Raw genomic sequence first — 13677 nt, 5'->3', positions numbered from 1 at the left:
GTCCCAAGTGCTCGTCAGGCTTATCACGGTGGCGCCGGCTGGCCCGGACCTGCCCCGGCCAGCGCCTCCGGGCGCGGCGCGGGGGCAGGCCGGCCCGCCCGCGCGGCGCCGCCGATCGCCATCTCGCGCCAGTCGAGGTCCTGTTCGATCTGCAGGAAGGCGTCGTCGCCGATCTCGTCTTCGTCGCGCATCGCCTGGATCGCTTCGCGGGCCGCGCCCAGGGCCTGGCGGTAGAGCGCGCGCTGGCGCGCGGCGCCGTCGGCCGCATCCTCCGCCGCGTCGTCGTCCGCTTCGGGCGATACCAGCAGCGTGCGCAGTTTTTCCCTGACCTTGTCCGCATCCGGCGATTGCACGTCCGTCAGGCTGGCCAGGCCGGCCTGGTAAGCGCGTTCGCGCGCCGCCCCCGTCTCGCGGCCGACCGGGTCGTCGTCGCGCAGGCGCAGCATGCGCAGCAGGGCCTTGAGCGTCAGGCCCTGCACCACCAGCGTGCCGAGCACGACGCCGAACGCGGCGAACAGGATCAGGTCGCGCTGGGGAAAGGCGGCGGGCAGGGCCAGCGCCGCCGCCAGCGTCACGATGCCGCGCATGCCGGCCCACGAGAGCACCAGGCCGGTGCCCACGGTCGGCCGCATCAGGGGACGCGGCGGGTGGTATCCCCAGCGGCGGTGGCGCCAGCGCAGGACGGCGTTGAACGACATGTGCCAGGCCAGGCGCACGCCGATGGCGGTGGCCAGCACGGCGCCCGTCACGCCCAGGTAGAGATGCAGCTCGGCCCGGTCCAGGCCGCCGAGGATGGGGCGGACCTGCAGGCCGATGAAGATGAAGGCCAGGATATTCAGGGCGAACACGACGGCCGACCAGACGGCATTGGTGGCGATGCGCATGCGCGCCGCCATGGGGCGGCGGCGGGTGCGCTTGAGCGTCACGGCGAAGCACACCATGGTCAGGACGGCGGACAGGCCCAGGCGTTCGGCCGCGATCCACACGCCGAAGCTGAGCACGAATTGCAGGATGATCGCGGTGGAAGGGAATCCTCCGCATGCATCCTGGGTTGGGCGCCGCGCGCGCCGCCGCCACCGATATCTGTTCCGATATCGCAACAATTAAAAAAGTTATTGGCTGGGTGTTTACATCCAGGCATAAAATACTTATTACGGAGTTAGCGCTAACAGCGCATCACCATCACCGAGGAGACCGCCACACACATCAATCGTTTCAGCTTCATGGAAAGTCATCGAACGACGAGTACGGGTGCCCATACCCGACCGGTACGCCAACTATAAGAACGGAGACACGATGCAAACGCCATTCCAGAAGACGCTGGTTCACCTTGCCGTGGCCAGCGCCTGCGGCATGCTCGCCATGCCTGCCCAATCGCAGGAAGCCCGGCAAGTCCAGCAAACCCCGCCGGACGCGGCGGCCGCCACCGATGCCGCGCCGCCCGCTTCCGCGCCGACCGCCGCGCCTGCCGCACCTGCTGCCGCGACGGCGGCCAACGGTGTCAGCACCGTCGTCGTGTCCGGCTCGCGCATCGCCACGCGCGGCTTCAACCAGCCCACGCCGACCACCACGCTGTCCACGGCCGACATCGAAAAGGCGGCCAAGCCGAACCTGTTCGACACCCTTACCGAACTGCCCGCGCTGCAGGGCAGCACGGGGCGCACCACGAATACCTTCAGCACCTCGAGCGGCATCCAGGGCCTGTCCTCGCTGTCGCTGCGTGGCCTCGGCACGCTGCGCACGCTGACGCTGCTGGACGGCCAGCGCGTGGTGGGCGCCAACGTCACCGGCGTGACGGACGTCAGCCAGTTCCCGCAACTGCTCGTCAAGCGCGTCGACGTCGTCACCGGCGGCGCTTCGGCCTCCTACGGGTCGGACGCCATCGGCGGCGTCGTCAACTTCATCACGGACAAGAAGTTCACCGGCTTCAAGGCCAACGTCGAAGGGGGCATGACCAAGTACAGCGACGACAAGAACGGCACGCTGCAGGCGGCGTGGGGCAAGGCGTTCCTGAACGACCGCCTGCACGTGACGGCCAGCGGCGAGTTCACCAAGCACGAAGGCATCGACGCGCCGCGCTTCGGCCAGGTCAACGCGGGCGGCCGCTCGTGGTACGACAACCCGGCGCTGCAGGAATCGACGCCGGCGATGCAGGCGGCCGGCGCGCCGCGCTACAAGTACATCCACAATGCCCAGCACATCCAGTACGCGAAATACGGGTTGATCACGGGCGGTCCGCTGCGCGGCACGGCGTTCGGTCCGGGCGGCACGCCGTACCCGTTCGAGTACGGCACCGATTGCGTCGGCAACTTCTGCGTCGGCGGCGACCGCTCGGGCAGCGTCGGCAACGGCACCAACCTGGCGATGAACTTCAAGCGCCAGGTGGCCTATACCCGCATCTCCTGGGACCTCGACGCGGACAACGAGATCTATTTCACGGGTAACTGGGCGCAGGTGAAGTCCGTGTTCCAGCCGAATCCGGGCGCCGCCAAGCAGGGCAACCTGTCGATCCGCTGCGACAACGCCTACCTGCCGGCTTCGCTCGTCGCGCCCTGCCTGGCGGGCTATCCGAGCGGCGCGATGCCGGTCGGTACGGCCAACGCCCAGTTCCCGGCCGACATCAACGTGCACCCGACCCGCACCCAGCGCCGCTTCGTGATCGGCGCCGACGGCCAGTTCGGCCTGTTCGGCAGGAACTGGCGCTACGACGCCTACATCGAGCACGGCGAGAACACCACCGTCATCCACGTGAAGGACATCACGCTCAACCCTCGCTACAACTTCGCCATCGACGCCGTGCGCGACCCGGCCAGCGGCCAGGTCGTCTGCCGCAGCGCCGCGGCGCGCGCCGCCGGCTGCCAGCCGATCAACATCCTGGGCGACGTCCCCATCAACCTGGCGGGCTGGAACTACATCGCGCCGGAAAACGGTCCCATGCAGCACACGGATTCCAGCCAGGACGTCGCCAGCGTCAATATCAACGGCGAAGTCTGGAAGGGCTGGGCCGGTCCCGTCTCCATGGCCTTCGGCGCCGAATACCGGCGCGAGAAATACGCGGTGTATGGCGACCCCTACGGCGCGGGCGAGGCCTACGAGTCGCCGTACTCGGCCAGCTATCCGGCCGACCCGACGCTGTCCCGGACGGGCGACAACTGGTTCGCGGGCAACTACCACAACGGCAAGGGCAGCTTCAACGTGCGCGAGGCCTACGTCGAGTTCAACGTGCCGTTCCTGAAGTCGGATACCTGGGGCGAGGCCAACCTGAACCTCGCCGACCGCGAGGAAAAATACAGCACGGCCGGCAAGGCCAGCGCCTGGAAGATCGGCGCGACGTGGAAGACGCCGCTGGACGGCATCCGCCTGCGCGCGGTGAGCTCGAAGGACGTGCGCGCGCCCAACCTGTCCGAGCTGTACGCGGCCATGACCGTCACCAACCAGGCCGTCAACAACAACCAGGGCCAGTCGATCTAGATCCAGCAGCGCAACGTCGGCAATCCGAACCTGAAGCCGGAAGTCGCCCGCAACAACTCGTTCGGCATCATCCTGAGCCAGCCGAGCTGGGCGCGCAACTTCAACTTCTCCGTCGACTACTTCGACATCAAGGTCAAGAACGTGATCAGCTCCCTGAACCCGCAGCAGGAAGTCGACCTGTGCTACGCGGGCAACCAGGAGGTCTGCAATTCCGTGTCGATCAACGGGCCGGCGGGGACGAACTACGTGCTGGCGCAGAGCTTCAATTTCGCCTCGCTGCACACCCGCGGCGTCGACTTCGAGACGGCCTACCGGCTGAACATGGGCGACTTCGGCCTGCCCGGCGCCGTGACGCTGCGCGGCCTGGCCACGCGCACCATCCACTCGATCTCCGATCCGGGCGTGCCGGGCACCACGCCGAGCGAAGGCGCCGGCAACATGACGGGCGCGACGCCGAAGTGGAAGGCGCTGGTGTCGCAGTCCTGGGATGGCCTGCTGCAGGGCAAGCTGGGCGTGACGCTGAGCGAGCGCTGGATCGGCGCCGGCGTATTCAATAACGAATACATCGAGTGCCGGACCAACTGCCCGCTGCCGACGGCGGCGCACCCGACGATCTACGACAACCACATGCCGGGCGCCGTGTATATCGACTTCGGGGCCACGTACAACGTCTCGAAGCAGGTCACGGCCTACTTCAAGGTCGACAACCTGGCCGACCGCGATCCGGTGCTGGTGCCGCAGACGAACCTGAGCCTGGCGCTGAACCCGGCCGTGTACGATGCCATCGGCCGTACCTACCGCGCCGGCGTGCGCATGACGTTCTGAGGGCCCACCGGCGTGTGGAGCCTGTGTGCCGTACTGCTGGTGGTGGTCATGCTGACCGTCATGATCGCCTGGGGGAAGGTACAGCCCCTGCTGGCGTTCGTGGTGGCCGCCATGGCCGCCGCCCTGATGCTCGGGGTGCCGTCCGAGAAGATACCCGGCGCCATCGAGAAAGGGATCGGCGACCTGCTCGGGTCGCTGGTCGTCGTCATCTGCGTGGGCGCCGTGTTCGGCAAGCTGATCGCCGACAGCGGCGCCGCGCGGCGCATCGCCATCGGCCTGGTCGAGACGCTGGGCCCGGCGCGCATGCCCGTCGCCATGACGGTCACCGGCTTCGTCGTCGGGCTGCCGCTGTACTACAACGTCGGCTTCGTGCTGATGATCCCGCTGATCTTCTCGCTGGTGGCGCAATCGGGCCGACCGGCGGTGGCGCTCGGCATGCCCCTGCTGGCCGGCCTGTCGATCGCGCACGGCTTCCTGCCGCCGCACCCGTCGCCGACGGCGCTGGTCGCGGCCGTGCAGGCGGACCTGGGCACGACGCTGCTGTACGGCCTGATCGTCGCGCTGCCGACGCTGTGCATCGCCGGCCCACTGTTCGCGCTCACGCTCAAGCGCATCCGCGCCCAGCCGGCACCCGTGTTCCAGGGCGCACCGATCCCCGAGCACGAACTGCCCGGTGCCTTCGCCAGCTTCGCCACCGCGCTGCTGCCCGTGCTGCTGCTGGGCGCCTTCACGCTGGCCACGCTGCTGGACCCGGCGCTCTCACGGCCGCTGGCGTTCTTCGCCAACCCGCTCGTCGTGATGCTGGCGTCCTACCTGGTGGCCGTGTACACGCTGGGCCTGGGGCGGGGCCGCACGCTGGCGCAGGTGATGGCCTCGGCGCAGGAGGCGCTGCGCGAGATCGCGCCGATCCTCCTGATCATCGCCGGCGCCGGCGCGCTGAAGCAGGTGCTGACGGAAGCGGGCGTGAGCGCGCAACTGGGCGCGCAGCTGGCCAGCCTGCCGGTGCCGCCGCTGCTGCTGGGATGGGCCGTGGCGACGCTGATCCGCGTATGCCTCGGATCCGCCACCGTCGCCGGCCTCACGGCGGCCGGCGTGGTCGGGCCGCTGGTCGAATCGACGGGTGTGAACCCGAACCTGATGGTGCTGGCCGTCGGCGCCGGCAGCCTGATGTTCAGCCACGTGAACGACTCGGCGTTCTGGATGTTCAAGGAATACTTCGGCCTGTCGCTGAAGGACACCTTCCGCTCGTGGACGGCGATGGAGACGCTGGCCGGCACCTTCGGCATCGTGTTCGTGCTGATCCTGTCGCTGTTAGTCGGGTGAAGCGCCGTACCGGCACGTTGCCTGGCACGTCGCCCCGGCGCAGGCCGGGGCCCAATGCTTCGTGCGCACCCGTTGCACGACCAGATTGGGCCCGGCCTGCGCCGGGGCGACGGTACTGAGGCCGACAATATTGAAGAAGATAACAAGGAGACCACATTGAAAGACCGATCGACCCATCTGCTCCCCGTGGCGCTCGCCGCCATCCTGACCTTGCACGGCGCCGCCTTCGCCGCCAGCGCGCCGCCGCCGTCCGTGTCCGCCTACCAGGCCATGCCCGAGGATGCGCGCGCCATCGTCGTGCGCGGCAAGGGCGACGGCAAGGCCGACGACACGGACGCCATCCAGCAGGCCATCGACCGCGCCGCGAACAATGGCGCCGGCGGCGTCGTGTTCCTGCCGTCGGGCCGCTACCGCATCAGCCGCAGCATCCTGATCCCGATCGCCGTGCGCCTGTACGGCGTCGGCAAGACGCGTCCCGTGCTGGTGCTGGGCCCGAACACGCCGGGCTTCCAGAAGGGCCTGGCGAACATGGTGATCTTCACCGGCACCGACACCTACAATATCGGCGGCGTGGCCATGCCCGTGCCGGGCGCGGTGCCGTTCGACCCCGCCAACAAGCCGGTGCGCGACGCGAATTCCTCGACCTTCTATTCGGCCCTGTCGAACGTCGACTTCGAGGTCGGCGACGGCAACCCGGCCGCCAGCGGCGTGCGCATGCACACGGCGCAGCACTCGAACCTGTCGCACATCGACTTTCGCATGGGCTCGGGCCTGGCCGGCGTCTACCAGGTGGGCAACATCGCCTACAACCTGCGCTTCTACGGCGGCCGCTACGGCATCCTGGCCGAGAAGACCTCGCCGGCCTGGCAGTTCACGCTGCTCGATTCCCACTTCGACGGCCAGCGCGACGCCGCCATCCGCGAGCACGAGGCGGCGCTGACGCTGGCGAACACGGAGATCCGCAACACCCCGGTCGGCATCGAGATCGACCGCGGCTACGGCGACTGGCTGTGGGGGCAGGACGTGCGCTTCGAGAACGTGTCGAAGGCGGGCGTCATCGTCAGCAACGAGAACAACGTCTACACGCAGGTCGGCTTCGAGCGCGCCAGCGCGCGCAACGTGCCGACCTTTGCCCGCTTCCGCGACAGCGGCAAGACGCTGGCGGGCACCGGCCGCGATTACCAGGTGGCCGAATTCAACCACGGGCTGAAGGTCGCGAACGCGGGTGCGCCGGGTGCGTTCGACACCTATTTCAAGACAGCGGCGCTGCCGGCCAGGGCGAAGGAGGGGGGCGGGCGCGTGCTGCGCGCGCTGCCGCCCAGCGCCGAGTGGGCCAGCGCGAAGAGCTTCGGCGCCAAGGGCGACGGCGTGACCGACGACACGGCCGCCATCCAGAAGGCGATCGACAGCCGCCGCGCCGTCTACCTGCCGCTCGGGATCTACGTCGTCAACGACACGATCCGCCTGAAGCCCGACACGGTGCTGATCGGCCTGCACCCGGGCCTGACGCAGCTGCGCCTGCCGAACGGCTCGCCGCTGTACCAGGGCGCCGGCGTGCCGAAGGCCGTGATCGAGAGCGCGCGCGGCGGCGACGCCGTCGTGACGGGCATCGGCATCAATACGGGCGAAGTCAACAACCGCGCCGTGGGCCTGCTGTGGCGCGCCGGCGCGAAGTCGCTGGTGGACGACATCCGTTTCCAGTGGAGCATGGGCGCGGACACCGACCCGTACAAGAAGGGCCCGCGCTTCGACACCAGCGCGTGGTGGGACCGCCAGTACCCGAACGTCTGGGTCACGGACGGGGGCGGCGGCACGTTCACCGGCGTGTGGGTCCCGGCCGGCCACGCGCAGGCGGGCTTCTACGTCACCAACACGAAGACCCCGGGCCGCGTCTACGAGCTCTCGGCCGAGCACCACATCCGCAACGAGATCGTGCTGGACGGCGTCGAGAACTGGGAATTCCACGCGCCGCAGACGGAAGAGGAGGTGCGCGACGGCGCCGACTCGGTGGCGGTCGACATCCGCAACTCGAAGAACATCCTGCTCGCGAACCTGCACGCCTACCGCGTCACGCGCTCGATGAAGCCGGCGCCGACCGCCGTGCGCCTGGCCAATTCGAGCGGCATCCGCTTCCGCAACGTGGCCGTGAACGCCGAAAGCGGCTTCCCCACCTGCGACGAGAACGGCTGCACCGCCTACCTGCGCGCGTCGAAATACCCGTACGAGAACGCGATCACCGACGTCACCAACGGCCTCGAGATCCGCGAGCGCATGTTCTCCGTGTACGACTACACGGGCGCGAAGCCGACCGCGGCGCCGACCCCGTCGATGGCCACCGTGGACAAGCTGCAGGACGGCTTCTATTCCATCGCCGGCGGCGCCGTCGACGCGAGCGGGCGGCTGTACTTCATCGACCGCCACTTCCAGCGCATCTTCAGCTGGGCGGCGGGCGAGGGCCTGAAGGTCGCCAGCGACTATCCGCTCGACCCCGTCAACCTGGCCGTCGAGGACAGCGGCAAGCTGCTGGTGCTGTCCTCCAGCGGCAAGGACGCCACCGTGTACGCGCTCGACCCGCGCGTGCCGGGGGCGCAGCCCGCCTTCATCGCGCCCACGCCGGCGGCGCAGCACGCGAAGGCGCGCCTGGCGCTGCCCGTGAACTTCTGGAACAACGGCGAGTTCAAGGACCAGCTGGACCTGCAGACCTACGAGTTCACGACGCTGGACGAGATGTTCGCGCGCGACGTCGGCCAGGCCAAGGCGCGCGAATACGTGTCGCCCGACGGCAGCCTGGTGCTGCCGGCCTTCCGCGTCACGCGCCACGGCTCGCCCGACCACCTGGGCCACCGCTGGTCGGACACGCTGGACGCGCACGGCTTCGTCACCGCCAAGTCGGGCGAACGCGCGCTCGTCACCAACGCGTCGCGCAACATCACCTACAGCGCGCTCGTTGGCGCGGGAGGCGCGCTGACGGACCTGAAGCGCGTGGCCGACCGCGGCGGCGAGAGCGCGGCGCTGGGCCCGGACGGCCGCGTCTACGTGGCCAACGGCCAGGTATTCGTCTACGACGGCAATGGCAAGGAAGTGGGCCGCATCGACGTGCCGGCGCGGCCGCTGCAGCTGCTGTTCGGCGGTGCCGACAAGCGCACGCTGTTCATCCTGACGCACCATGCGCTGTATTCGGCGAGGATCTGAGCCATGCGCACGACATTCACACGACTGGGCCGCACGGCCCTCTGCCATGCGGTGCTGCTGGCGCTGCCCGTGCTGGCCCATGGCGCCGAAATGCGCGTGGATGTGCGCGCGGACGTGCGTGCCGACGCCGATGCCCGGGCCGGCGCGCTGGTGGCGCGGATGACGCTGGACGAGAAGATCGCCCAGCTGCTGAACGTGGCGCCGGCGCTGCCGCGCCTGGGCATCCCGGCGTACAACTGGTGGACCGAATCGCTGCACGGGGCGCTGGGACCCGTGCCGACGACGAACTTCCCCGAGCCGATCGGCCTGGCCGCGACGTTCGACGAGAAGCTGCTGCGCGACGTGGCGTCCGCCATCGGCACCGAGGTGCAGGCGCTGCACACGCTGGGCCGCGAGACGGGCCGCCTGGGCCGCATCGGCACGGGCCTGGACACGTGGTCGCCGAACATCAACATCTTCCGCGATCCGCGCTGGGGCCGCGGCCAGGAGACGTACGGCGAAGACCCGTACCTGACGGCGGTGCTGGGCGTGGCCTTCGTGCAGGGCGTGCAGGGCCCGGATCCGGAGCTGCCGAAGGTGATCGCCACGCCCAAGCATTTCGCCGTGCACAGCGGTCCGGAGCCGACGCGCCACGTGGCCAATGTGTTCGTGTCCGACCACGACCTGGAAGACACCTACCTGCCCGCGTTCCGAGCCGCCATCGTCGACGGCAAGGCCGGCTCCGTCATGTGCGCCTACAACCGCATCAACGGCCAGCCGGCGTGCGGCAGCAACCTGCTGCTGGAGCGCACGCTGCGCGGCGCCTGGGGCTTCAAGGGCTACGTCGTGTCCGACTGCGACGCCGTCACCGACATCTCGATCCACAGCAAGTACGCGACCGACCCGGCCGCCGCCGTCGCCGTCGCGCTCAAGGCCGGCACGGACAACGAGTGCAATACCCAGACCCTCAGCGACACGCCGGGCCTGGACCAGCGCTACCGCGAGGCGTACCAGCGCGGCCTGATCGGCATGGCCGACATCGACCGCGCGCTGGTGCGGCTGTTCTCGGCGCGCCTGCGCAATGGCGACCTCGCCGGCCTGCCGGCGCGCGCGCACGAGCCCGTGCCGGTCACGGCGATCGATACGCCGGAACACCGCGCGCTCGCGCTGAAGGCTGCCGTCGAGAGCCTGGTGCTGCTGAAGAACGACGGCGTGCTGCCGTTGAGAAGCGATGTCCGCATCGCCGTCGCCGGGCCGCTCGCGGACGCGACGCGCGTGCTGCGCGGGAATTATTCGTCGACGCAGAGCGCGCCGCCCGTCTCGGTCCTGGACGGCCTGCGCGCGGCGCTACCCGGCGCGCGCATCCAGGCGGTGCCGTTCGGCGCCTCGATCACGGACGGCGACCCCGTGCCGCCGTCGGCATTCCGCACGCCGGACGGCAAGCCAGGCCTGCGCGCGGAGTATTTCAACCGCAACGGCGGCGCGGCCGGCGCCGCGGTGCCGGGCAAGACGCCGTTCGAGGCCAAGCCAGCCGCCGTGCGGGTCGAGCCCGGACTGGAATCGCACGCGCTCGAACTGAAGGAGGTGGCGGACCACCACAAGGTCGTCTGGACGGGTTCTCTCGTCGCGCCCGAGACGGGCACCTACCGCATCGGCGTGACGGGCGTGCAGGGGCAGATGACGGTGGCGGGCAAGCCGGCCGCCGCCGCGAAAAGCTATTCGCGCTGGGCCGAGCCGCTGCAGCTGGCGGAAGTTTCCCTGGAAAAGGGGAAGTCGTATCCGATCCGCTACCAGACCGAGACGGGCGTCACCGCCGTGCCGGGCCTGTTCTGGAAACGCATCTCCAGGAACCCGCAGGCGGAGCTGAAGAAAGCCGCCGCCGACGCGGACGTCGTCGTCGCCGTCGTCGGGCTGACGTCGGACCTGGAGGGCGAGGAACTGGCCCTGAAGATCGAGGGCTTCGCGGGCGGCGACCGGACCTCGCTCGACCTGCCGCGCGACCAGCGCCGCCTGCTGGAACAGGCCAAGGCGACGGGCAAGCCACTGGTCGTCGTCGTCATGGGCGGCAGCGCCATCGACCTGTCGTGGGCGAAGGACAATGCGTCGGCCATCGTCGCCGCGTGGTATCCGGGCCAGTCCGGCGGGCAGGCCGTGGCCGACGTCGTCAGCGGCAAGTCGGATGCCGGCGGCCGCCTGCCGCTGACGTTCTACCGCAGCGTGGCCGACCTGCCGCCGTTCGACGACTACGGCATGAAGGGCCGCACCTACCGCTACTTCACGGGCACGCCCGTCTATCCGTTCGGCTTCGGCCTCAGCTACACGACCTTCGCCTACGGGCCGCTGCAAGTGGAGCCCGTCGACGGCGCGCCGGAAAACGGCGTGCTCGTCACCACCACGGTGTCGAATACCGGCAAGCGCGACGGCGACGAGGTCGCCCAGCTCTACCTGACGCCGCCGGCCTTCGAGGGCGCGCCGCGCGTGGCGCTGCGCGGCTTCCAGCGCCTGTCGCTGAAGGCGGGCGAGCGCCGCACCGTCAGCTTCCGCCTGTCGCCGCGCGACCTGAGCTTCGTCACGCGCGACGGCGTGCGCCAGCTGATGCCGGGCACGCTGGGCGTGACCGTGGGGAGCGGGCAGCCGGGCACCGGCGTCGCCGGGCAGGCGGCCACGGTGGTGCTGAAGCGTTCCGACGTTCTGCCGCGCTGACCATTCGATGACAAAGGAGACACCATGACCATGCAAGGAATCCGCCGCGCCCTCGGTGCGGCCGTCGTGACCGCCGTCCTGTGCGCCGGCCCCGCGCTGGCGCAGAACGACAAGATGACGCCCATCGCGACGCCCGCGCAGCCGGGCGCCATCGTGCTGAATACGGGGCCGTTGCCGGGCGCCACCGTGCAGGAAAGCTGGCACACGCAGTACGGCAGCCAGTTCGCGCGCAACGTCACCGTCGCCACGCTGACGCCGTTCCTGCCCGATCCGGCCAGGGCCACGGGCGCCGCCGTGATCGTGGCGCCGGGCGGGGGCTTCCGCACGCTCTCGATGAGCAACGAGGGCTGGGACGTCGCCAAGGCGCTGAACGCGCGCGGCGTCGCCGCCTTCGTGCTGAAGTACCGCCTGAACCAGACGCCGGCCGACATGGCGGCGTTCGAACGCTCGATGGCCGAGATGTTTTCCGGCGCCGCGCGCGCGGCCCGCCCGCCGGGCCAGGACGATCCGGCCAGGACGCTGGCGCCGCAGATCGCCGACGCCCGCGCCGCCTTCGCCCTGGTGCGCGCCCGCGCCGGCGAGTGGCACGTGGCGCCGGACCGCATCGGCATGGCCGGCTTCTCGGCCGGCGCGATGCTGACGATGGCCACCGCGCTGCACGGCCAGGACGCGAAACCGGCGTTCATCGCCAACATCTACGGCCCGCTGTCCGCGATGAAGGTGCCGGCCGATGCGCCGCCGATGTTCGTCGCGCTGGCGGCCGACGATCCGCTGTTCGCCAAGGGCGGCTTCGGCCTCGTGGAGGGCTGGCGCGCGGCCGGCCGCCCCGTCGAGTTCCACCTGTACGAGCAGGGCGGCCACGGCTTCGGCATGTACCCGAAGACGACCACCAGCACCGGATGGTTCGACGCGTTCGCGCGCTGGCTGGAGATGCACGGCTACCTGAAGCAGGGCGGCTGACGTCGCCCGGGAGGCGCTAGGGGCGTCCCAGCTCCCTGCCCAGTGCGTCCCGGTCCAGGCTCCCGTCGCGCGCGGCCAGCACCACGCAGGCGAGGCTGTGCCCGATGACGTTGGTCAGCAGGCGGCACTTCATCGTGCGGTCGATCGCGACCAGCAGCGCGACCGTGTCGGCCGACGCGACGTGCAGCAGCGCCGCCGTCGCCACCAGCGTCGCCAGCGCGGAGCCGGCGACGCCGGCCGCGCCCTTGCTGGACAGGAGGCCGACGCCGAACATCAGCGCCAGTTCGTGCCAGCCGAGATGGACGTCCGACGCCTCGGCGAGGAAGACGAGCGCCATGGCGATGTACAAATAGGTCCCGGACAGGTTCAGCGAATACGAGAACGGCAGCACGACGTCGACGAGGCGGCGCGGGCAGCCCAGGCGCGCGAGCCGCTCGCTCAGCGGCGCCAGCGCCGCCAGCGTGGCGCCGGTGGAGGCGACGAGGACCAGCTCGTTGCGCAGGAAGAAGAGGAAGCGCCCCAGCGGCAGGCGCACGAGGCGCGCGACGCCGCCGTACACGAGGAACACGAACAGGATGCTGGCCAGGTTGATGGCGACGACGAAGCGCAGCAGCGGCAGCAGCGAGCCCAGGCCCGAGCGGCCGACGGCCGACGCCATGGCGCCGAACGCCGCGGCCGGCGCCAGCCACAACACGATCCGGGTCGCCGCCAGCAGGCCGCCGCGCACGGCGCCGATCCAGCCGAGCAGGCGCATGCCGGGGCGTAGCCCGGCCACCAGGCCGAAGGGCAGGGCCAGCGCCAGCACGGCGAGGTTGTTCGGCTGCAGCGCCGGCAGCCAGGCCATCCAGTGCGGCAGCGCATGCGGCGCGAGGGATCCGTGCCGGGCCAGCGCCGCACTGCCGTCCGCGCTGGCGGCCATGCCGATGCCCGGCTCCAGCACCACACCGGCCACGAGGCCGCCCAGCATCGACAGCAGCGACATCGCGCCGAAGTACAGCAGCATGGACAGGCCGGTGCGGCCGGCGTCGCGGTGGCGGCCCAGCGCGGCGGCGCCGTCGGCCAGCATGCAGAACACGAGCGGCGCCATGATCCAGCCGAGCAGGCGGATGAAGACCTCGCTCAGCACGTGCGTCGTCACGGCCGCCGCGGGAGCGGCGATCCCGAGCGCGAGGCCCGCCGCGATGGCGGCGGCCAGCGGCAGGATCGATGGCGGGCGCGCCACCC

The 13677-nt window shown here is 70.3% G+C and carries 8 protein-coding genes; 6 read left to right on the top strand and 2 right to left on the bottom strand.

Annotated features, from left to right (window positions below):
* Positions 1–23: 23 nt before the first annotated feature.
* Positions 24–1100, bottom strand: a complete 1077-nt coding sequence (locus QPK32_RS02835; RefSeq protein WP_290411261.1) for a cation:proton antiporter — start codon at positions 1098–1100, stop codon at positions 24–26.
* Between the two features lie 196 nt (positions 1101–1296).
* On the opposite strand from QPK32_RS02835, the gene QPK32_RS02830 reads away from it, so the two are divergent.
* The 6 genes from QPK32_RS02830 to QPK32_RS02805 all read left to right on the top strand — a co-directional run bounded on the left by QPK32_RS02830 (position 1297) and on the right by QPK32_RS02805 (position 12453).
* Positions 1297–3471: a TonB-dependent siderophore receptor gene (locus tag QPK32_RS02830; RefSeq protein ID WP_290411260.1), complete on the top strand. Its 2175-nt coding sequence runs from the start codon at positions 1297–1299 to the stop codon at positions 3469–3471.
* On the top strand, positions 3472–4296 hold the full coding sequence (locus QPK32_RS02825) for a TonB-dependent receptor domain-containing protein (RefSeq protein ID WP_290411393.1): 825 nt from the start codon (positions 3472–3474) through the stop codon (positions 4294–4296).
* A gap of 12 nt (positions 4297–4308) precedes the next feature.
* Positions 4309–5619, top strand: coding sequence for a gluconate:H+ symporter (locus QPK32_RS02820; RefSeq protein WP_290411259.1), 1311 nt, complete (start codon positions 4309–4311; stop codon positions 5617–5619).
* A gap of 156 nt (positions 5620–5775) precedes the next feature.
* Positions 5776–8811: a glycosyl hydrolase family 28-related protein gene (locus QPK32_RS02815; protein WP_290411258.1), complete on the top strand. Its 3036-nt coding sequence runs from the start codon at positions 5776–5778 to the stop codon at positions 8809–8811.
* Between the two features lie 3 nt (positions 8812–8814).
* Positions 8815–11493: a glycoside hydrolase family 3 C-terminal domain-containing protein gene (locus QPK32_RS02810; RefSeq protein ID WP_290411257.1), complete on the top strand. Its 2679-nt coding sequence runs from the start codon at positions 8815–8817 to the stop codon at positions 11491–11493.
* 24 nt (positions 11494–11517) lie between these two features.
* Positions 11518–12453 carry an alpha/beta hydrolase gene (locus QPK32_RS02805; protein WP_290411256.1) on the top strand — a complete coding sequence of 312 codons (936 nt, stop codon included), beginning with the start codon at positions 11518–11520 and terminating at the stop codon, positions 12451–12453.
* A 16-nt stretch (positions 12454–12469) separates the two neighbouring features.
* Here the strand turns inward: QPK32_RS02805 and QPK32_RS02800 are convergent, their stop codons facing one another.
* Positions 12470–13675, bottom strand: a complete 1206-nt coding sequence (locus QPK32_RS02800; protein ID WP_290411255.1) for a cation:dicarboxylate symporter family transporter — start codon at positions 13673–13675, stop codon at positions 12470–12472.
* Positions 13676–13677: the final 2 nt, after the last annotated feature.

Origin of the sequence: Massilia sp. YIM B02763 (genome assembly GCF_030412015.1) — a bacterium.
GTDB lineage: Bacteria > Pseudomonadota > Gammaproteobacteria > Burkholderiales > Burkholderiaceae_D > Telluria.
Note: the sequence above shows the minus strand (reverse complement) of the source record. Positions and strands in the feature narration are given on the sequence as shown.

Excerpts from the sequence above, each read along its gene's own strand:
- QPK32_RS02810 (WP_290411257.1), top strand. The coding sequence starts at position 8,815 with ATGCGCACGACATTCACACGACTGGGCCGCACGGCCCTCTGCCATGCG.
- QPK32_RS02805 (WP_290411256.1), top strand. The coding sequence starts at position 11,518 with ATGACCATGCAAGGAATCCGCCGCGCCCTCGGTGCGGCCGTCGTGACC.
- QPK32_RS02830 (WP_290411260.1), top strand. The coding sequence starts at position 1,297 with ATGCAAACGCCATTCCAGAAGACGCTGGTTCACCTTGCCGTGGCCAGC.